At 61.4% G+C, this 19,370-nt stretch carries 18 protein-coding genes; 14 read left to right on the top strand and 4 right to left on the bottom strand.

Going from position 1 to position 19,370, the window contains the following annotated elements; translation table 11 throughout:
• Both M5B42_RS28630 and M5B42_RS28625 read right to left on the bottom strand, forming a co-directional pair.
• Positions 1-586 (bottom strand): hypothetical protein (locus M5B42_RS28630; RefSeq protein WP_248747714.1); only part of this gene is annotated, 586 nt, incomplete at its 3' end.
• Positions 555-1,442 (bottom strand): LysR family transcriptional regulator, encoded by an 888-nt coding sequence (locus M5B42_RS28625; RefSeq protein ID WP_248747713.1) that lies wholly within the window; start codon positions 1,440-1,442, stop codon positions 555-557. The genes M5B42_RS28625 and M5B42_RS28630, both read right to left, overlap by 32 nt.
• Before the next feature lie 127 nt (positions 1,443-1,569).
• On the opposite strand from M5B42_RS28625, the gene M5B42_RS28620 reads away from it, so the two are divergent.
• From M5B42_RS28620 to M5B42_RS28610, 3 genes are all read left to right on the top strand, one after another.
• Complete coding sequence (locus tag M5B42_RS28620) at positions 1,570-2,691, top strand: alkene reductase (RefSeq protein ID WP_248747712.1); 1,122 nt, start codon at positions 1,570-1,572, stop codon at positions 2,689-2,691.
• A gap of 94 nt (positions 2,692-2,785) precedes the next feature.
• Complete coding sequence (locus M5B42_RS28615) at positions 2,786-3,331, top strand: ester cyclase (protein WP_248747711.1); 546 nt, start codon at positions 2,786-2,788, stop codon at positions 3,329-3,331.
• A gap of 64 nt (positions 3,332-3,395) precedes the next feature.
• Positions 3,396-3,818 (top strand): VOC family protein, encoded by a 423-nt coding sequence (locus tag M5B42_RS28610; RefSeq protein ID WP_248747710.1) that lies wholly within the window; start codon positions 3,396-3,398, stop codon positions 3,816-3,818.
• Positions 3,819-3,885: 67 nt separating this feature from the next.
• Here the strand turns inward: M5B42_RS28610 and M5B42_RS28605 are convergent, their stop codons facing one another.
• Positions 3,886-4,851 carry a Dyp-type peroxidase gene (locus M5B42_RS28605; RefSeq protein ID WP_248747709.1) on the bottom strand — a complete coding sequence of 322 codons (966 nt, stop codon included), beginning with the start codon at positions 4,849-4,851 and terminating at the stop codon, positions 3,886-3,888.
• A 154-nt stretch (positions 4,852-5,005) separates the two neighbouring features.
• On the opposite strand from M5B42_RS28605, the gene M5B42_RS28600 reads away from it, so the two are divergent.
• On the top strand, positions 5,006-5,206 hold the full coding sequence (locus M5B42_RS28600; protein ID WP_103498316.1) for a hypothetical protein: 201 nt from the start codon (positions 5,006-5,008) through the stop codon (positions 5,204-5,206).
• Between the two features lie 163 nt (positions 5,207-5,369).
• On the opposite strand, the gene M5B42_RS28595 is transcribed toward M5B42_RS28600, so the two are convergent.
• A complete protein-coding gene (locus M5B42_RS28595; protein WP_100941621.1) occupies positions 5,370-6,290 on the bottom strand; it encodes a MurR/RpiR family transcriptional regulator in 921 nt (306 codons plus the stop codon).
• Positions 6,291-6,570: 280 nt separating this feature from the next.
• Between M5B42_RS28595 and iolC the strand changes: the two genes are divergently transcribed.
• From iolC to M5B42_RS28545, 10 genes are all read left to right on the top strand, one after another.
• Entirely contained in the window at positions 6,571-8,514 is a 1,944-nt protein-coding gene (gene iolC, locus M5B42_RS28590; RefSeq protein ID WP_103498317.1) for a 5-dehydro-2-deoxygluconokinase, read from the top strand.
• Between the two features lie 67 nt (positions 8,515-8,581).
• Positions 8,582-9,475: a myo-inosose-2 dehydratase gene (gene iolE, locus M5B42_RS28585; protein ID WP_248747708.1), complete on the top strand. Its 894-nt coding sequence runs from the start codon at positions 8,582-8,584 to the stop codon at positions 9,473-9,475.
• Positions 9,472-10,281, top strand: coding sequence for a 5-deoxy-glucuronate isomerase (gene iolB, locus M5B42_RS28580; RefSeq protein ID WP_152741413.1), 810 nt, complete (start codon positions 9,472-9,474; stop codon positions 10,279-10,281). Before iolE ends, iolB begins: the two co-directional genes overlap by 4 nt.
• Positions 10,282-10,321: 40 nt before the next feature.
• Positions 10,322-11,824 carry a CoA-acylating methylmalonate-semialdehyde dehydrogenase gene (locus tag M5B42_RS28575; RefSeq protein ID WP_248747707.1) on the top strand — a complete coding sequence of 501 codons (1,503 nt, stop codon included), beginning with the start codon at positions 10,322-10,324 and terminating at the stop codon, positions 11,822-11,824.
• A gap of 35 nt (positions 11,825-11,859) precedes the next feature.
• Positions 11,860-12,690, top strand: coding sequence for a TIM barrel protein (locus M5B42_RS28570; RefSeq protein WP_103498321.1), 831 nt, complete (start codon positions 11,860-11,862; stop codon positions 12,688-12,690).
• Positions 12,687-14,618 carry a 3D-(3,5/4)-trihydroxycyclohexane-1,2-dione acylhydrolase (decyclizing) gene (gene iolD / locus M5B42_RS28565; protein WP_248747706.1) on the top strand — a complete coding sequence of 644 codons (1,932 nt, stop codon included), beginning with the start codon at positions 12,687-12,689 and terminating at the stop codon, positions 14,616-14,618. Before M5B42_RS28570 ends, iolD begins: the two co-directional genes overlap by 4 nt.
• Positions 14,619-14,660: 42 nt before the next feature.
• Positions 14,661-15,671, top strand: a complete 1,011-nt coding sequence (locus M5B42_RS28560; RefSeq protein ID WP_248747705.1) for a Gfo/Idh/MocA family oxidoreductase — start codon at positions 14,661-14,663, stop codon at positions 15,669-15,671.
• A gap of 55 nt (positions 15,672-15,726) precedes the next feature.
• Positions 15,727-16,587 carry a sugar phosphate isomerase/epimerase gene (locus tag M5B42_RS28555; protein ID WP_218227329.1) on the top strand — a complete coding sequence of 287 codons (861 nt, stop codon included), beginning with the start codon at positions 15,727-15,729 and terminating at the stop codon, positions 16,585-16,587.
• A 169-nt stretch (positions 16,588-16,756) separates the two neighbouring features.
• On the top strand, positions 16,757-17,683 hold the full coding sequence (locus M5B42_RS28550) for a sugar ABC transporter substrate-binding protein (RefSeq protein WP_152741408.1): 927 nt from the start codon (positions 16,757-16,759) through the stop codon (positions 17,681-17,683).
• A gap of 70 nt (positions 17,684-17,753) precedes the next feature.
• On the top strand, positions 17,754-19,322 hold the full coding sequence (locus M5B42_RS28545) for a sugar ABC transporter ATP-binding protein (RefSeq protein WP_248747704.1): 1,569 nt from the start codon (positions 17,754-17,756) through the stop codon (positions 19,320-19,322).
• The last annotated feature ends 48 nt before the right edge of the window (positions 19,323-19,370 follow it).

Raw genomic sequence — 19,370 nt, 5'->3', positions numbered from 1 at the left:
GTAATGTACGAGGAAAAACCAATCGTTCTCCAGGAAAGGATCTATGCACATGGAAGATTTCCACGCCACCAATCCAGATTTTGACAAACATGTCCAAGGCGCCTTGCTCAGTATGCCCGCGGCCAAACTGCTGGGATTTCACTACAACTACCTGAAGCCGGGCTATTGCGAAATCGAGCAGCCCACCCGCAAGGAACTCACCTAGCACAACGGATTCTTTCAAGGCGGCATCATCGGTGCGCTGGCCGATTTTGCCGGTGGCTCGGCCGCTGGCACCCTGTTGCCGCCGGGCTGGATCAATATGACGACAGACTTCACGGTCAAGCTGATCGCTCCGGCAGACGGTGAAAAGCTGCTGGCCAGGGGGGCGTGTCATCAACGCTTCGAACAATACGACGATTGCCGCTGCCGACTTGTTTGCCGTGAAACAAGGCACGGAAACACTGTGTGCCACCGCACTGGTGACGATGCGCAATATTCCCCTCAAGGGCTGAAGCGTTTGCTGGCTGGTTAAAGCCTTTGAGATCGGCAACACCCCCACGGGTTTGCCGGCCTCAGAGAGCGGCAAGCCGAGCACCAAGCGCATCCAGGAACACCTTCGTCTTGCTCGGCGTAAAGCGCCGGGAAGGCAGCAGGGCGTAGATCGGCGCAGAAGCGCTGTGCCAGTCACGCAGGATATGCACCAGGCGACCTGCCGCCAGGTCGTCTGCCACATCGACACTGGATTTGAGCATGATCCCGTGGCCTTCAATCGCCCAGTCGCGCACGGCATCCCCGCTGTTGGCGTGCAGCCGTGAGCGCGGCTGCAGCTCAATCACTTCGTTTCCCGGACCTTCCAGGCGCCAGGGCAGGGACGGGTCGTCGTAGCGCAGACATCCATGACGCTCCAGATCCTGGACACATCCAGGTTCACCATGGCGTTCGAGATACGTGGGCGCAGCCACCAGAATCCGGCGATTGTCAGCCAGCTTGCGCAGGATCGCAGTGCTATCCCGAGGTTGGCCGATACGCACCGCGACATCGATCCGTTCGTACGTCAGATCGATCAGGCGGTCGTCGAGCCTGAGTTCGATATCCAGTTTGGGATGGCGCTCGACCAGCTCGGCGACCAAGGGCACCAGGTGAATACGCCCGAAAGAAATGGGTGAGCTGACCCGGAGCATGCCGAACGGCTCTTCACCGCCCATCGTCATGCGTGACTCCGCCGCCTCCAATTCCTCGAGTATCCGATCAACGTGAACCATCAGGGCCAAGCCCTCATTGGTCGCCGACAGTGTTCGTGTGGTCCGGTTGATCAGCCGTTGTCCTGCTCGTCGTTCCAGTGCCATAAGCCGTTTGCTGACCACCGCCAGCCCTACACCCAGATCACGCGCCGCCGCTGACAGGCTGCCGCAGACCAGGATCCGTTGGAAGGTACGCAGCTCGTTGAGGTCGTCCAACATACTATCAACCCTTGTTCAATAATCTATCTACCAATAGCCGTATTCTAATCCTAAAGGCAAGAGGCAACACTTCACACACCGGATCAGAAAACCTCTGTTCATCCCATCCCTTGTTTGGAGCCTTGCCATGACTGCTGACTCAGCCCTGTTCACACCGACACTTGTAGGCGAACAATCCGTCTCTCACCGCGTCGTGATGGCGCCGATGACACGCGCCCGCAGCACCCAGCCGGGTGACATCCCCAATGCGCTGAACGCCCGTTACTATGCACAGCGGGCGTCGGCGGCCCTGATCGTCTCGGAGGCGGCGCAGATTTCGCCGCAAGGCAAGGGCTACTCCTTTACTCCGGGGATTCATAGCCAGGAGCAGGTGGCCGGATGGCGCTTGATCACCGATGCCGTACATGCCGCGGGTGGGCGCATCTTTCTGCAGCTTTGGCATGTCGGCCGGATATCCCATCCCGATTTCCACAACGGCGAGTTGCCGGTGGCGCCTTCGGCGGTTCCCTTCGAAGCCAAGATCTGGAAGGTGAATCCTGCGACCGGTCTGGGCGAGATGGTGGATTGCCCGACACCGCGTGCGTTGGCCAAAGAAGAAATCCACGGCATCGTCAACGACTTCCGCATCGCCGCGCGCAACGCCATGGACGCGGGCTTCGACGGTGTCGAGATTCACGGTGCGAACGGCTACCTCGTCGACCAGTTTCTGCGCACTACCGCCAATACCCGAACCGATGAATACGGCGGCTCGCGGGAGAACAGGCTGCGTTTCCTCAAGGAAGTGGTCAGTTCCGTTGCAGAGGAGGTGGGGGCCGAACGCACGGCCATTCGCCTGGCTCCCTTCCTGACCGCACGCGGTATGGACTGCCCCGATATTCTGCCGACGATCCTTGAGGCCACTGCGTTCCTGCAAACGCTGGGCATTGCCTACCTGCATCTGGTCGAGGCCGATTGGGAAGACGCGCCGCAGTTCACCGAAGCGTTCCGGGCCGATATCCGGGCGCGTTTCCAACGGCCCATCATCGTTGCCGGCAAGTACGATCTGAAGCGGGCCAATTGGGTCATCGACAAGGGGTACGCCGATCTGGTCGCCTTTGGCCGTCCTTTCGTTGCCAACCCCGACCTGCCAAGACGCCTGCTGGAAAATCTCCCCCTGGCCGAGTTTGCCGGCGACAGGCTGTTCGGCGGTGACGAGCGCGGTTACTCGGACTATCCCGCGTGGCCGGCGTACAACGACGCTATTGCCTGATACAGGCACAAAAAAACGCCTCCCGTGGGCGAGCGCGTGAGGGACTGAATCGTCACGGTCTCGCGTGTTTACCCTTTATCAAGGAATCCTGATCATGCAACAACGTTCCAACCTGTTTCGTTTCCGCGTCGCGGCCGTGTTCTTCACCCTGGCACTGTCGGGTGCCGTATCTGCCGCGCCCGTGGAGTTGGTGAAGCCCGGCGTCCTGGTCGTAGACAAGAGTCTTGCGCCCGCGCAACTGAAGATCATGGAAACCGCCGCCCGACGTTATGACACGTTCTGGAATACCGGCGACGAAACCTTCGCCCGTGAAGCGCTGGCGAGCAACTTTATCGACAAGACCCCGCCTGCCGGCCGCAAGCAGGGGCTGGAGGGGCCCTTGCTGGCCTCCCGGGCGTTTCGTGGCGCGGTGCCTGACCTCCGTTGCGAGGTCGAGCAAATGATCATCGCCGGCGACCGGGTGGTGGCTCACCTGCATTTTCGCGGACACTTCACCGGCACCTTTGGCGAGACCAAAGGCCGCGGTCAAACCGTGGACTTCATTGCCACCGATATCTACCAGATTGAAAACGGCAAGATCGCCGCGAACTGGCATATCGAAGACAACCTGACGTTGATGAAGCAACTGGGGGCGTTATGAAGGGCGCAGTGATGAGAACATCCATGAGCGAAGTCGCTATCAAACGATCAAGAGGGTGCCGAGCATGACGATTCAACATCTCGATCACTTCACGCTGCGTACCGCCAAGGTCGAGGAGACGGTGGCGTTCTTTCGCGATGCCATTGGGCTCGAGGAGGGCTGGCGTCCTGCATTCCCATTCCCGGGCAGTTGGCTCTACTCGGCGGGCCGCCCACTGTTGCATATTGCCAATCTGGAAAGCCGTGGCGCGGAGCTTGACGCCTATCTTGGAACCCGCGCCGTTGCAGCGGGCTCGGGTGCGCTTGATCACGTCGCGTTCCGCTGCAGCGACCTGCAGAGTCATCGGCAACGCCTGTTTGACCTGGGCTTGCGCTTCAGTGAGCGTATGGTGCCCGACCTCTTGGAACATCAGGTGTTCGTGGAGGATCCGAATGGCGTAAAAGTCGAGCTGATTTTTGCATGCCCGGCCCATAGCCCTGGGATTTGAGGTTTCCTCTCTCGGGCGGTCGTGATGCATCCTTGAGCGTCGGGTGCAGGATGCATCCTCGCACGGCCTACGGTTTGCGCTCAGCCAGCTCCTCCAGCAGATCGGCGGAGGGCACAAAGAACAGGCCGCCGGTGACCGCAGTGCTGAAATCCAGCAGGCGATCATAGTTGCCGGCGGGCCTGCCGACGAACATGTTCTCGAGCATCTGCTCCACGGGGGCGGGGGAGCGTGCGTAGCCGATGAAATAGGTGCCGAATTCGCCCGCGCCAGGCCGGCCGAAGGGCATATTGTCGCGCAGGATCTTCACTTCCTGGCCGCCTTCGTCGAGGGTGGTCAGTGAACTGTGGGAACAGCTCGGCTTGACCGACTCATCAAGTTCGATATCGGACAGTTTGGTGCGGCCGATAATACGTTCCTGCGCCTCGACGGTCAGTCCGTTCCACGCCGTCATATTGTGCAGGTACTTTTGCACCAGCACATAACTGCCGTTGGTAAACGCCGGGTCTTCATCGCCGACCATGGTGAAGTCGACCGCTTCGCGACCGGCCGGGTTTTCCGTGCCGTCGACAAAGCCGACCATGCTGCGCATGTCGAAATAACGGAAGCCCTGGACTTCATCGACCACCGTGATCGCATCGCCAAGACGGGTGAGCAATTGCGTGGCCAATTCGAAACACAGGTCCATCTGATCGGCGCGGATATGCAGCAGGATATCGCCGGGTGTCGCCACCGCTCGCCGGCCCTCGACGCCCATCTCGCGAAAGGCGTGCAGCGAGGCCGGGCGTGGGCCGCCGAACAAACGGTCCCAGGCGCTGGAGCCAAAACCGCAGACACAGGACAGATTGCCGGCGGGCACACGCTTGCCGACGGACCGCGTCAGGGCGGCGACATCTTCGCACCAGCCGCGCACCTTCTCGGCCGCCTCGCTGCCGGGGGCCAAGGTGGCGACGATGAATATCGCGCTGCTGGTGATGGGGCTATAGACCGCTTGCGGGTCAGGCTTGCGCTCGGCCGATGGCGAAAGGATTGTCATTGAAGGCTCCACAGGCTGCGGGACAGGTTTGAAAGAGTGGAAAATAGCAGATTGCGGTTCTGAGGCTACAATCGAGTGAAGAGCGCGCAAACGCAGTGGAGAAAACCCAGGCGCAGCCGATACACTGCTGTCCTGATTTCTCGAGTGCGTTTCGATGACCCTCACCGACGCTGTCCTCATCCTCCTGCTGGCGGCCCGTATCCATGGTACGGATGAAGCCGTGCGGGCATCGGCCAAGAGCTGTGTAAAGAAACTGCCCCGTGGCAAGCGCGAGTTGATCTACAACGTGATCAACAGCCGCAGCCCGATGGAGATGGTGGCGTTAATGGCCGAGAACCTGCAGCTGGACGACTAGGCTCTGTACGGAAACTGCCTGCGCGACGATCATGCTGCGTTAAAAACAGGCTCGGAATGCTCATTTAGTGGACTAAACTCCGCTTCCTCGCCTGTTTTTGCCTTGCCTGATCGCCGCTCGGCGAGTTTTCGTACAGACCCTAGGCAACCTGGTCGCTGCCGGGCTAGTCGTCGAAGCCGACCTGCTCGTGAATCCCGTCCACCTTCAATTCCAGTCGATAGGCCACGGCGATAAACAGCGCCTGGCACAGGCACAGGCTCGCGCTCAAGGAACGGAAGGCGAACGAGCTGCCCTCATTGACCAGCAGCGCCGTGCTGGCGCGCTTGACCAGCGGCGACAGGTTGCTGTCGGTAATGGTCAGGGTCTTCGCCTGGTGCAATTGTGCGATCCGCAGGCACTGCTGGGTTTCCTTGGCGTACGGCGAGAAGCTGATGGCAATCACCAGGTCGTTGGCGCGCACGCTGCGCATCTGCTCGCGATAACTGCCGCCCAGGCCTGAAACTAGGTGAATTCGCTTGTTGGTGTGCTGCAGGTTGTAGACCAGGTAGTCGGCCACCGCGAATGAGCGACGCACTCCCACCACATAGATGTTGTCGGCATTCACCACCAGGTCCACGGCGGCGTCGAATGCCTGGTCGTCCAGTTCCAGGCCCAGCCGTTCGATACCCGACAGCGTGGCATTGATGCATTCGCGCGCCAGGTCGGCGGCGCTGGCTTTCTGCGACTTGTTGTCGATCAGGCTGCGAATCCGCTGCTGGTAGTTCTGTGCCGGTGTGGTCTTGTGGGTATAGGCCTGGCGAAACAACGCCTGCATTTCACTGAAACCGCTGAAACCGAAACGCTGGGAAAAACGCACGATGGCCGAGGGATGCACTTCGCATTCCTGGGCGATATCGCTGATGCGGTCGACCATGATCCGGTCGCTCTGCTGGCTCATATAGGTGGCGATGCGCTTGAGCTGGCGTGGCAGGCTTTCGTATTCCTCGGTGATCAGCTGCAGCAGGCGTTCGGCATTGATCGGAGGGCTGGCGATATCGCCCTCGGGTGCGCTGTCGGTCATGGCCGGCTGATCGGTGCGGGACATAGAAAATCCTTCTGGTGTGTGCTTGTGGCTGGGTAGCTGCGCCTAGTCTACAGGGGCGACGCCAATAAAATCTTGAGTGCGGAGTCAGGTAGAGCGATGCTGAAACGATCCACCTTGTAGGCTCCGTCCCATTCGAGTGTAATGGAAAATATATTCCATATAAAAAATAATAGAAAATATATTGAATATCGCCCTGAGACGTTCTAGTCTGGCCTCACACCAAAAGTGTTCGTGCCTTCATCGCGGCGAACGCAGGCTGATAAAAATAACAGGAGCCAGCATGGGCCAGACTCGTTTTGCCAGTGGGCGTCAATTGGATCTGATCTGCCTCGGGCGCCTTGGCGTCGACCTCTATGCGCAGCAAGTCGGGGCGCGACTGGAGGATGTCTCGAGCTTTGCCAAATACCTCGGCGGGTCCTCCGCCAACATCGCTTTCGGCACCGCCCGCCTAGGGGTGAAGTCGGCGATGTTGAGCCGGGTAGGGGACGACCATATGGGGCGCTTCCTGGTCGAATCCCTGGCCCGTGAAGGTTGCGACACTCGCGGCATCAAGGTCGACCCGGAACGTCTGACCGCCATGGTGCTGCTCGGTCTCAAGGACCGCGAAACCTTCCCGCTGGTGTTCTACCGCGAGAACTGCGCCGACATGGCCCTGCGCGCCGAAGACATCCGCGAGGACTTCGTTGCTTCCAGCAAGGCCTTGCTGATCACCGGCACTCACTTCTCAACCGCCGGGGTCTACAAGGCCAGTATCCAGGCCCTGGACTACGCGGAAAAACACAACGTTCGGCGCGTGCTCGATATCGATTACCGCCCGGTGCTCTGGGGGCTGACCGGCAAGGCCGACGGCGAAACCCGTTTTGTCGCCGACCAGCAGGTCAGCCAACATGTGCAGGCCATCCTTCCACGCTTCGACCTGATCGTGGGCACTGAAGAGGAATTCCTGATCGCCGGTGGCAGCCAGGACTTGCTCACCGCACTGCGCACCGTGCGCGGGCTGACCGCCGCGACCCTGGTGGTCAAGCTCGGCGCACAAGGCTGCACGGTGATTCACGGGCCGATTCCGGCGCGGCTCGAAGACGGTGCCATTTATCCGGGCGTACGGGTCGAAGTGCTCAACGTGCTGGGCGCCGGCGATGCCTTTATGTCGGGTTTCCTCTGCGGTTGGCTGGAGGAGGCCAGCGATGAACGCTGCTGCCAACTGGCCAATGCCTGTGGCGGTCTGGTGGTGTCACGGCATGCCTGCGCCCCGGCGATGCCGACCCGCGCCGAACTCGATTACCTGTTCAACAGCCCGGTGCCGATCACCCGGCCCGACCAGGACATGACCCTGCAACGCCTGCATCAGGTCAGTGTGCCGCGCAAAGCCTGGCGGCAACTGTTTATCTTTGCCTTCGACCATCGCGGGCAACTGGTGGAACTGGCCCATAAGGGGGGCCGTGACCTCAATAGCATCGGTGAGCTCAAGCTGCTGTTTATCAAGGCTGTGGAGCGGGTCGAGGCCGAGCTGCGTCAACAGGGGATCGAGGCGGACGTCGGTCTGCTGGCCGATCAGCGCTTTGGCCAGGATTCCTTGAACGCCGCCACCGGTCGTGGCTGGTGGGTGGCGCGTCCGGTGGAAGTCCAGGGTTCCCGGCCGCTGGCTTTCGAACAGGGCCGCTCCATCGGCAGCAACCTGATTGCCTGGCCCCAGGAGCAGATCATCAAGTGCCTGGTGCAATTCCATCCGGATGACGAGCCGATGCTGCGTCTGGAACAGGAAGCGCAGATCAAGGCGCTGTACCAGGCGTCGCAGGTCAGCGGCCATGAATTGTTGTTGGAAATCATCCCGCCCAAGGATCATCCATCGACCTACCCCGATGTGCTGTATCGCGCCCTCAAGCGCCTGTACAACCTGGATATCTACCCGGCCTGGTGGAAGATCGAAGCGCAAAGCGCTGCCGAGTGGGAACAACTCGATGCCCTGATTCAAGAGCGAGATCCCTATTGCCGAGGCGTGGTGCTGCTGGGCCTGAACGCGCCGGCCGCGACCCTGGCGCAAGGTTTCCAGCAGGCCAGCCGGAGCCGGACTTGCCGCGGCTTTGCCGTCGGCCGGACGATTTTCCAGGAGCCCAGCCGGGCCTGGATGGCCGGTGAAATCGATGATGAAGCCTTGATCCAGCAGGTGCAGGCGACGTTTGTCGGTCTGATCGACGCTTGGCGTTCGGCGCGTAACGGTTTGTAGGCACCAGGCTTTGACGACAACGGGTGCGATTTTCAACGGTATATAGAAAACAATAAAAGGTGCAGCCATGCCCGCTATCCGAATTGGCATCAACCCGATCTCCTGGAGTAACGACGACCTGCCTTCCCTCGGCGGCGAGACACCGCTGAGCACTGCCCTGAGCGAAGGCAAGGCCATCGGCTACGAAGGGTTCGAGCTCAACGGCAAATTTCCCAAGGACGCCAAGGGCGTCGGCGATGTGCTGCGGCCGTACGACCTGGCACTGGTCTCCGGCTGGTACTCCAGCCGCCTGGCCCGGCGTTCGGCGGCCGAGGAAATCGACGCCATCGCCAGTCATGTCGAGTTGCTCGCCCAGAACGGCGCCAAGGTGCTGGTCTACGGCGAAGTCGCCGACTCCATTCAAGGCCAGCGCATTGCGCTGGTGGAGCGCCCACGGTTTCACAGTGAACAGGCCTGGCAGGAATACGCCGACAAACTCACCGAGCTGGCGCGCTTCACTCTGTCCCATGGCGTGCGCCTGGCCTATCACCACCATATGGGCGCCTACGTCGAGTCGCCGGCCGACATCGATAAATTAATGGCGCTGACCGGCAACGAAGTCGGCCTGCTGTTCGATTCGGGCCATTGCTACATGGGCGGAGGCGAGCCGCTGGAGGTGTTGCGCAAACATATCGGGCGGATCTGCCACGTGCATTTCAAGGACGTGCGCAAACCGGTGGTGCAACTGGCGCGCAACAACCTCTGGAGTTTCCCGGACTGCATCGTCAACGGCACCTTCACCGTGCCCGGCGACGGCGATATCGACTTTGCCGCGCTGCTGGATGTGTTGCTGGCCGCCGATTATCACGGTTGGCTGGTGGTCGAGGCCGAACAGGATCCGGCTGTCGCACCGAGCTATATCTACGCCAAGAAAGGCTTCGACACCTTGCGTGGTTTGCTCGACCGGAGGACCGGACAATGAGCCTGCTGGTCAAGAGTCACGCCAAGGGCCGGACCCTGGTCGAGTTGCCGGCCGGTACCCTGGAGTATGTCGGCTTCGCTGCCTATCGCCTGAGCCTGGGGGAAAACCTGCCGGTCAGTGCCGGTGATAAGGAGCTGTGCCTGGTGCTGCTCGGCGGTCGGGTCAGCATCAAGGGCGAAGCGCCGGGGCAGGGCGCCTTTGACTGGGACAATATCGGCGATCGCCAGTCGGTGTTCGAAGATAAGTCCCCCTATGCGGTCTACCTGCCGCCCGGCAGCCAGGCCCAGGTGGTGGCCTTGAGCGATGTGCAGATTGCCGTCTGTGCCGCGCCCGGCTCAACAGCGGCGGGTCATGGCCCACGGCTGATCACCCCGCAGAGCATGAAGCGCAGCGTGCGCGGCAAAGGCGCCAACACCCGTTATGTCTGCGACATCCTGCCGGACACCGAGCCTGCGCACTCGCTGCTGGTGGTGGAAGTGCGCACGCCGTCCGGGCACTCGTCGAGCTACCCGCCGCACAAGCACGACACCGACGACCTGCCGCACCAGAGCTTTCTCGAAGAGACCTATTACCACCAGGTCAATCCGCCCCAGGGCTTCGTCTTTCAGCGTGTCTACACCGATGACCGTTCCATCGACCAGGCCATGGCCGTGGAAAACAGCGACCTGGTGGTGGTGCCCAAGGGGTATCACCCGGTCAGCGTGCCCTACGGCTACGAGTCGTATTACCTGAACGTGATGGCCGGCCCCAAGCGCGTCTGGCAGTTCCATAACGACCCACGGCACAGCTGGTTGCTGGACCTGTAGGTCCGGCGGCATTTCAACTTTCGGATGGAGAATAAAAATAATGAGTGAGGCTCCGGTTTTAGGCCATTACATCAACGGCCAGGTGCGCGACAGCGGTAGCGAGCGTTTCAGCAATGTCTTCAATCCGGCCACCGGCAGCGTGCAGGCGCGGGTCGGGCTGGCCAGCCAGCAGACCGTCGATGACGCCGTCGCCAGTGCCTTGAAGGCGTTCCCGGCCTGGTCCGAGCAGTCATCCCTGCGCCGCTCGCGGGTGATGTTCAAGTTCAAGGAACTGCTGGATAAACACCACGATGAACTCGCCGAAATCATCTGCCGGGAACATGGCAAGGTGTTTTCCGACGCCAAGGGTGAAGTCACCCGGGGTATCGAGATCGTCGAATACGCCTGCGGCGCGCCGAACCTGCTGAAAACCGATTTCAGCGACAATATCGGCGGTGGCATCGACAACTGGAACCTGCGCCAGCCCCTGGGCGTTTGCGCCGGGGTCACGCCGTTCAACTTTCCGGTGATGGTGCCGTTGTGGATGATCCCGCTGGCACTGGTCACCGGTAACTGCTTTATCCTCAAACCCTCCGAGCGCGACCCGTCGGCCAGTCTGTTGATGGCCCGTCTGTTGACCGAAGCCGGCCTGCCGGACGGCGTATTCAATGTGGTGCAGGGCGACAAACTGGCGGTCGACGCCTTGCTCCAGCACCCGGATATCGAGGCCATTTCCTTTGTCGGCTCGACGCCGATTGCCGAGTACATCCACCAGCAGGCCACGGCGCGGGGCAAGCGGGTCCAGGCCCTGGGCGGGGCGAAGAACCATATGATCGTGATGCCCGACGCCGACCTGGACCAGGCCGCCGATGCCTTGATCGGCGCCGCCTACGGTTCGGCCGGCGAGCGCTGCATGGCGATCTCGATTGCCGTGGCGGTGGGCGAGGTCGGCGATGAGCTGATTGCCCGACTGCTGCCGCGTATCGATCAACTGAAGATCGGCAACGGCATGCAGGGCGACAGCGACATGGGGCCGCTGGTGACCGCCGAACACAAGGCCAAGGTCGAAGGCTTTATCGGCGAGGGCGTGGCCCAGGGCGCGCGGCTGATTGTCGACGGTCGCGGCTTCAAGGTGCCGGGTGCGGAAAACGGCTTCTTCGTCGGCGCCACGCTGTTCGACAACGTCACCACCGAAATGAGCATCTACCAGCAGGAAATCTTCGGCCCGGTGCTGGGGATCGTGCGGGTGTCGGACTTTGCCAGCGCCGTGGCGTTGATCAATGCCCACGAGTTCGGCAATGGCGTGTCCTGTTTCACCAGTGACGGCGGGATTGCCCGCTCCTTTGCCCGCAGCATCAAGGTCGGCATGGTCGGCATCAACGTACCGATCCCGGTGCCCATGGCCTGGCACTCGTTCGGCGGCTGGAAGCGCTCGTTGTTCGGCGACCACCATGCCTACGGCGACGAAGGCCTGCGTTTCTACAGCCGGTACAAGAGCGTGATGCAGCGCTGGCCGGACAGCATCGCCAAAGGCCCTGAATTCAGCATGCCCACCGCCAAGTAGGCGATCTTCATCTTTGTCCGCGGAGAACAAGAATAATGAACCAGCCCCTGCGTTTCGCCCTGAACCGTATGGTTGCCCCACGTTTGTCACTGCCGCAATTCATTGAACTGGCGGTGGCCCTGAAGGCCGATGCCATCGAGATCCGCAACGATCTCATGGGTGTCGAGATCGAAGATGGCACACCGGCCGTGCGGGTCCGCGAGTTGTGCGCGGCCCACGGCATCAAGGTGCTGTCGATCAACGCCCTGTACCCCTTTGATGTCTGGAATGCCGAGCGCCGCGCGCAGACCCTGGCGCTGGCGGCCTATGCCCGTGATTGCGGGGCCGAGGGCCTGGTGATGTGCCCGTTCAATGATCGCGACGATCCACGCTCGGAAGCACAACGCAACGCCGGGTTGCGTACGGCCTTGAGCGAACTGGCGCCGATTCTGCGTGAGTACGGGATTCTCGGTTTTATCGAACCCCTGGGTTTCGAAGAGTGCGCATTGCGGCGCAAGCGCACGGCGGTGGAGGCGATCAAGGCGATTGGCGGGCTGGATGTGTTCCGCCTGGTGCATGACACCTTTCATCATCACCTGGCCGGCGAACAGGAATACTTCCCCGAGCTGACCGGCCTGGTGCATATCTCCGGGGTCGAGGACGCGCAAGCTCCGCTGGCGACCATCCGTGACGGCCATCGGGTGCTGGTGGGCGAGGCCGATATCCTCGGCAACGCGGCGCAGATCGAAGCTTTGCGCAGCAGCGGTTACAACGGCTACCTGTCGTTCGAACCCTTTGCCGAAAGCGTGCATGGGCGGGCGGATATCCAGCAGGCCCTGGGCGCGAGCATGGTCCATCTTCAACAGGCATTGGCGGTGCAAGCATGACCACGACCCGACTGACCATGGCCCAGGCGCTGGTGAAATTCCTCGATAACCAGTACGTCGAGGTCGATGGGGTGCAAAGCAAGTTCGTCGCCGGGGTCTTCACCATCTTCGGCCACGGCAATGTGCTGGGCCTTGGCCAGGCACTGGAGCAGGACAGCGGCGACCTGGTGGTTCATCAGGGCCGCAACGAGCAGGGCATGGCCCATGCGGCCATCGGCTTTGCCAAGCAGCACCTGCGGCGGAAAATCTACGCCTGCACCTCGTCGGTCGGCCCCGGCGCGGCGAATATGCTCACCGCCGCCGCGACGGCGACCGCCAACCGTATTCCCTTGCTGCTGCTGCCCGGCGATGTCTACGCCAGCCGCCAGCCGGACCCGGTGCTGCAACAGATCGAGCAGTTCCATGACCTGAGCATCAGCACCAACGATGCGTTCAAGGCCGTCAGCAAATACTGGGACCGCATCAATCGTCCGGAACAGTTGATGAGCGCGGCGATCCACGCCATGCGGGTACTCACTGATCCTGCGGAAACCGGCGCGGTAACCCTGGCCTTGCCCCAGGACGTCCAGGCCGAAGCCTATGACTACCCCGATTATTTCCTGCAAAAGCGCGTGCACCGCATCGACCGCCGTCCGGCCACCGAGGCCATGCTCGGCGACGCCGTGGCGCTGCTCAAGGGCAAGCGCAAACCGCTGATCATCTGTGGTGGCGGGGTTCGGTATTCCGGGGCGAATGCGGCGTTGCAGGCCTTTGCCGAACGCTTCGACATTCCTTTCGCCGAGACCCAGGCCGGCAAGAGCGCGGTGGTCTCCAGCCATCCGCTGAACGTCGGCGGCATCGGTGAAACCGGCTGCCTGGCGGCCAACCTGCTGGCCAAGGAAGCCGACCTGATCATCGGCATTGGTACCCGCTACTCGGATTTCACCACCGCGTCGAAGTGGCTGTTCCAGCATCCCGAGGTGCAGTTCCTCAACCTCAATATCAGCCCCTGTGACGCCCTGAAACTCGATGGCGTGCAGGTGCTGGCCGATGCCCGCTCAGCGTTGCAGGCGTTGGGCGAGGCGCTGGGTGATTACCGCGCCAGCTGGGGCGAGCAAACACGCCAGGCCAAGGCCCGGTTGGACGAGGAGGTCGACCGGGTCTATCAGGTCGAGTACCAGGCCAAGGATTTCGTCCCGGAAATCAACGACCACATGGACCCGGCGGTGCTGCGCGAATTTATCGAGCTGACCGGTTCCTGCCTGACCCAGAGCCGGGTGCTCGGCGTGTTGAACGAAACCCTGGCCGATGACGCGGTGATTGTCGCGGCGGCCGGCAGCTTGCCCGGCGACCTGCAACGCAGCTGGCGCAGCAAGGGCGTGAACACCTATCACGTCGAGTACGGCTATTCCTGCATGGGCTACGAGGTCAATGCCGCCCTCGGGGTGAAACTCGCGGAACCGGCGCGGGAGGTCTATGCCCTGGTCGGCGACGGCTCCTACATGATGCTGCATTCGGAGCTGGTCACCTCGATCCAGGAGCGGCGCAAGATCAACGTGATCCTGCTCGACAACATGACCTTCGGCTGCATCAACAACCTGCAGATGGAACACGGCATGGACAGCTTCGGCACCGAGTTCCGTTTCCGCGATCCGGCCACCGGCAAGCTCGACGGCGACTTTGTCCCGGTGGACTTCGCCATGAGCGCGGCGGCCTACGGTTGCAAGACCTACAAGGTCAACACGGTCGAGCAGTTGCAGGCGGCCCTGGCCGATGCGCGGTTGCAGACGGTGTCGACGCTGATCGATATCAAGGTCCTGCCCAAGACCATGATTCACAAATACCTGTCCTGGTGGCGGGTCGGCGTGGCGCAAGTCTCCACCAGCGCGCGCACCGATGCCGTTGCCAAAACCCTTAATGAGCGACTGGCCAAGGCGCGTCAGTACTGAGCCCTTGCAACGAACAACAAATACGCCAACAGGAGTTTTTCCATGTCTTTAAAGCTAGGTGTCATCGGCACCGGTGCCATCGGTCAGGATCACATTCGTCGTTGCAGCAAGACCCTGCTCAACAGCCAGGTGGTGGCGGTGACCGACATCAACCTGCAGCAGGCGGCCAAGGTGGTCGCCGACCTGCAACTGACCGCCGAGGTCTACCCGGACGGTCATACGCTGATCAATGCGCCGGAAGTCGAGGCGATCCTGGTTACCTCCTGGGGGCCGAGCCACGAGGAGTTCGTGCTGGCGGCGATTGCGGCCGGCAAGCCGGTGTTCTGCGAGAAGCCGCTGGCGGTCACCGCTGAAGGCTGCCGTAAAATCGTCGCCGCCGAAGTGGCCCACGGCAAGCGCCTGGTGCAGGTCGGTTTCATGCGTCCCTACGATGAAGGTTACCGCGCCCTCAAGGCGGTGATCGACAGCGGTCAGATCGGCGAGCCGTTGATGCTGCATTGCGCCCATCGCAACCCGACCGTGGGCGAGAACTACAAGACCGACATGGCCATCACCGACACCCTGATCCATGAGCTGGACGTGCTGCGCTGGCTGCTGGCCGATGACTACGTGTCGGTGCAGGTGGTGTTCCCGCGCAAGACCAGCAAGGCCCATGCCCACCTGAAGGACCCGCAGATCGTCCTGCTGGAAACCGCCCGGGGCACGCGGATCGACGTCGAGGTCTTCGTCAACTGCCAGTACGGTTATGACATCCAGTGCGAAGTGGTCGGCGAAACCGGGATTGCCAGGTTGCCGGAGCCCTCGCAAGTGCAACTGCGCAGCGGCGCCAAGCTGTCCAATGCAATCCTGATGGATTGGAAAGACCGCTTTATTGCCGCCTATGACGTCGAGTTGCAGGCGTTTATCGACGGCGTGCGCGCCGGCCAGGTCGGCGGCCCGTCGGCGTGGGATGGCCTGGCGGCGGCGGTGGCGGCGGATGCCTGCATCGAAGCCCAGGGCAGCGGGGCGATTGTCCGCATCGTGCTGCCGGAGCGCCCACACTTCTACGGCTAAGGCCTTGCCATTGAGCGTTCCCACCCCGCGGGTGGGAACGCAAGGAGAACCCATCATGCGTATTGCCCTCGACCCCTATATGTACCGCAACTTGCCCCTGGGCAAGATGGTCGACAAGGTCGCCGAGCTCGGTTACCAACATATCGAGCTGTCGCCCCGGGAAGATTTCCTGCCGTTCTACAAGGCGCCACGGGTTGACCGGGCGCGCATCAAGGAGTTTCGCAAAGCCCTGAGCGACACCGGGGTTCAACTCTCGTCGCTGCTGCCGATGTATCACTGGGCCGCCGCCGACGAAGGCCTGCGGGTGGCGGCGGTGCGCAACTGGAAGCGGGCGATCCAGATCGCCGTGGACATGGACTGCGAGCTGGTCAATACGGAATTCACCGGGCAGTCGGACAACCCGCTGGTCTGTGAAAACCAGTTCATGCGCTCGATGGACGAGTTGATGCCGGAGTTCGAACGCGAAGGCATCAAGCTGGATATCCAGGCGCACCCCTATGACTTCTGCGAGCGCAACAACGAGTCGGTCGACATCATTCGCGGCCTCGACCGCGACTGGATCAACTACCTCTATGCGGCGCCGCACACCTTTTTCTATGACGACGGCAAAGGTGACATCGCCTCGATGCTCAAGTACGCCGGCTCCAAGCTCAGCCACTTGATCATCGCCGACACCTACAACCACAAGGCCTCGTCGAGCCTGCGTTATATCGTCAACCCGCCGGGTGTCACGGCCACCGTGCACCAGCACCTGGATATCGGCCAGGGCGAGGTCGACTGGGAGGCGTTTTTCGGCACCCTGCGCGAGATCAAGTTCGATGGCATTGCCACGGTGTCGGTGTTCGCCTGGGAAGATCGTCCGGACGAATCGAACCGGATGATGCTCGAACGCGTCACCCGCGAGCTTTGCCAGTAAGGTCCAAAGATGAAAAAGAAAATAAATTTCTAAAACAGATTGATATGGAAATTATTTTCCAATAAAGTCAATTTCAGGTTGTCGACTACTGACGATCGTTCGCTTGCCGGTCACTGAAAGAGTCACGTTTGATCCATAAAACCAACAAGAATGTGGAGAAAGACTTTTCATGAAAACCAAGATCCGTTTCACTTCCCTTGCCCTGTCCCTGATGCTCGCCAGCGGTGCCGCCTTCGCCGACATGAAGATCGGCGTGAGCATGTCGCAGTTCGATGACACCTGGCTGACCTACCTGCGTGAATCCATGGACCAGAAAGCCAAGTCCATGCCCGACGGTGTGAAACTGCAGTTCGAAGACGCCCGTGGCGATGTGGTCAAGCAACTGAGCCAGGTGGAAAGCTTCGTCAGCCAGAAGGTCGACGCCATCATCGTCAACCCGGTGGACACTGCCGCCACCAAGAAAATCACTGACGCGGCGGTCAAGGCGGGGATTCCCCTGGTCTACGTCAACCGCCGGCCGGATGATCTGAACCTGCCCAAGGGCGTGACCACCGTCGCTTCCAACGACCTCGAAGCCGGGCAGATGCAGATGCAGTACCTCGCCGAGAAAATGAACGGCAAGGGCGACATCGTGATCCTCCTCGGTGACCTCGCCAACAACTCCACCACCAACCGTACCAAGGGCGTCAAGGACGTCCTGGCCAAGTACCCGAACATCAAGATCGAGCAGGAGCAGACCGGTACCTGGTCGCGGGACAAAGGCATGACCCTGGTCAACGACTGGCTGACCCAGGGCCGCAAATTCGATGCCGTGGTCGCCAACAACGACGAGATGGCCATCGGCGCGTCCATGGCGCTGGAGCAGGCCGGGGTGAAAAAGGGTAGTGTGCTGATTGCCGGTGTCGACGGTACCCCCGATGGCCTGCGTGCGGTGACAAAAGGCGATATGACGGTCTCGGTGTTCCAGGATGCCAAGGGCCAGGCGGTCGGTTCCCTCGACGCCGCGGTGAAGATGGCCAAGCATGAGCCGGTCGAACAGGCGGTGTGGGTGCCGTATCGCCTGATCACTCCGCAAAACGTTGCTCAGTTCAAATAGTCAGTCCGTTCAATAACAACAATAAACAAGCAAGGTCGCACTGCTCGCCTTGCTGATGGAGTACCTGATCATGTTCGCTTCAGCGACTGCTTCGAGCAACCCGCTGGTGGGTATCCAGCCAACCGCCCTACCTGTCGATGAGCCGTACCTGCTGGAGATTGTCAACGTCAGCAAGGGTTTTCCCGGGGTAGTGGCGCTGTCCGATGTACAACTGCGGGTCCGCCCGGGGTCGGTGCTGGCCCTGATGGGCGAGAACGGTGCCGGCAAATCCACCCTGATGAAAATCATCGCCGGCATCTACCAGCCGGACGCCGGTGAGCTGCGCCTGCGCGGCAAGCCGGTGGTCTTCGAAACGCCGCTGGCGGCCTTGCAGTCCGGGATCGCGATGATCCACCAGGAACTCAACCTGATGCCGCACATGAGCGTCGCCGAGAACATCTGGATCGGCCGCGAGCAGCTCAACGGCTTCCATATGATCGACCACCGGGAAATGCACCGCTGCACGGCGAAACTGCTGGAACGGCTGCGCATCAACCTCGACCCGGAAGAGCATGTCGGCAACCTGAGCATCGCCGAACGGCAGATGGTCGAGATCGCCAAGGCGGTGTCCTACGACTCCGACATCCTGATCATGGACGAACCGACCTCGGCCATCACCGACAAGGAAGTCGCCCACCTGTTCTCGATCATTGCCGACCTCAAGTCCCAGGGTAAGGGCATCATCTACATCACCCACAAAATGAACGAAGTGTTCGCCATCGCCGATGAAGTGGCGGTGTTCCGCGACGGTGCCTATATCGGCCTGCAGCGGGCCGACAGCATGGACGGCGATAGCCTGATCTCGATGATGGTCGGGCGTGAACTGAGCCAGTTGTTCCCGGTGCGCGAAAAGCCCATCGGCGATCTGCTGCTGTCGGTGCGCGACCTGCGTCTGGATGGCATCTTCAAAGGGGTGTCGTTCGACCTGCATGCCGGTGAGATCCTCGGCATTGCCGGGTTGATGGGCTCGGGCAGGACCAATGTCGCCGAAGCGTTGTTCGGCATCACCCCCAGCGATGGCGGGGAAATCCGCCTCGACGGCCTGCCGGTACGGATCAGCGACCCGCACCTGGCGATCGAGAAGGGTTTTGCCCTGCTCACCGAGGACCGCAAGCTCAGTGGCCTGTTCCCGTGCCTCTCGGTCATGGAAAACATGGAAATGGCCGTGCTGCCGCATTACGTCAGCGGTAACGGCTTTATCCAGCAGAAAGCCTTGCGCGCCCTGTGCGAGGAAATGTGCAAGAAGCTGCGGGTGAAAACCCCGTCCCTGGAGCAGTGCATCGACACCTTGTCCGGAGGCAACCAGCAAAAGGCCTTGCTCGCCCGTTGGCTGATGACCAACCCGCGGATCCTGATTCTCGACGAGCCGACCCGGGGCATCGATGTCGGCGCCAAGGCCGAGATCTACCGGTTGATCGCCTACCTCGCCAGCGAAGGCATGGCGGTGATCATGATTTCCTCGGAGCTGCCGGAAGTGCTCGGCATGAGCGACCGGGTGATGGTCATGCACGAGGGCGACCTGATGGGCACCCTCGACCGTGGCGAGGCGACCCAGGAGCGGGTCATGCAACTGGCCTCCGGGATGACCGCGGTTCACTAGTTGTTCAACGTACAGAGGCCGGCGGCGGTGCTCCGCGCCGGTAACGCG

This window comes from Pseudomonas sp. MWU12-2037, assembly GCF_023242345.1.
In the GTDB taxonomy this organism is placed as follows: Bacteria; Pseudomonadota; Gammaproteobacteria; order Pseudomonadales; family Pseudomonadaceae; genus Aquipseudomonas; species Aquipseudomonas gingeri_D.
The sequence above is the reverse complement of the archived record's forward strand: the minus strand, read 5'-3'. Positions and strand labels throughout refer to the sequence as shown.

Excerpts from the sequence above, each read along its gene's own strand:
- M5B42_RS28545 (WP_248747704.1), top strand. The coding sequence starts at position 17,754 with ATGTTCGCTTCAGCGACTGCTTCGAGCAACCCGCTGGTGGGTATCCAG.
- M5B42_RS28625 (WP_248747713.1), bottom strand. The coding sequence starts at position 1,442 with ATGTTGGACGACCTCAACGAGCTGCGTACCTTCCAACGGATCCTGGTC.
- M5B42_RS28600 (WP_103498316.1), top strand. The coding sequence starts at position 5,006 with ATGACCCTCACCGACGCTGTCCTCATCCTCCTGCTGGCGGCCCGTATC.
- M5B42_RS28560 (WP_248747705.1), top strand. The coding sequence starts at position 14,661 with ATGTCTTTAAAGCTAGGTGTCATCGGCACCGGTGCCATCGGTCAGGAT.
- iolB (WP_152741413.1), top strand. The coding sequence starts at position 9,472 with ATGAGCCTGCTGGTCAAGAGTCACGCCAAGGGCCGGACCCTGGTCGAG.
- M5B42_RS28570 (WP_103498321.1), top strand. The coding sequence starts at position 11,860 with ATGAACCAGCCCCTGCGTTTCGCCCTGAACCGTATGGTTGCCCCACGT.
- M5B42_RS28595 (WP_100941621.1), bottom strand. The coding sequence starts at position 6,290 with ATGTCCCGCACCGATCAGCCGGCCATGACCGACAGCGCACCCGAGGGC.
- iolD (WP_248747706.1), top strand. The coding sequence starts at position 12,687 with ATGACCACGACCCGACTGACCATGGCCCAGGCGCTGGTGAAATTCCTC.
- iolC (WP_103498317.1), top strand. The coding sequence starts at position 6,571 with ATGGGCCAGACTCGTTTTGCCAGTGGGCGTCAATTGGATCTGATCTGC.
- M5B42_RS28605 (WP_248747709.1), bottom strand. The coding sequence starts at position 4,851 with ATGACAATCCTTTCGCCATCGGCCGAGCGCAAGCCTGACCCGCAAGCG.
- M5B42_RS28615 (WP_248747711.1), top strand. The coding sequence starts at position 2,786 with ATGCAACAACGTTCCAACCTGTTTCGTTTCCGCGTCGCGGCCGTGTTC.
- iolE (WP_248747708.1), top strand. The coding sequence starts at position 8,582 with ATGCCCGCTATCCGAATTGGCATCAACCCGATCTCCTGGAGTAACGAC.
- M5B42_RS28575 (WP_248747707.1), top strand. The coding sequence starts at position 10,322 with ATGAGTGAGGCTCCGGTTTTAGGCCATTACATCAACGGCCAGGTGCGC.
- M5B42_RS28555 (WP_218227329.1), top strand. The coding sequence starts at position 15,727 with ATGCGTATTGCCCTCGACCCCTATATGTACCGCAACTTGCCCCTGGGC.
- M5B42_RS28550 (WP_152741408.1), top strand. The coding sequence starts at position 16,757 with ATGAAAACCAAGATCCGTTTCACTTCCCTTGCCCTGTCCCTGATGCTC.
- M5B42_RS28620 (WP_248747712.1), top strand. The coding sequence starts at position 1,570 with ATGACTGCTGACTCAGCCCTGTTCACACCGACACTTGTAGGCGAACAA.
- M5B42_RS28610 (WP_248747710.1), top strand. The coding sequence starts at position 3,396 with ATGACGATTCAACATCTCGATCACTTCACGCTGCGTACCGCCAAGGTC.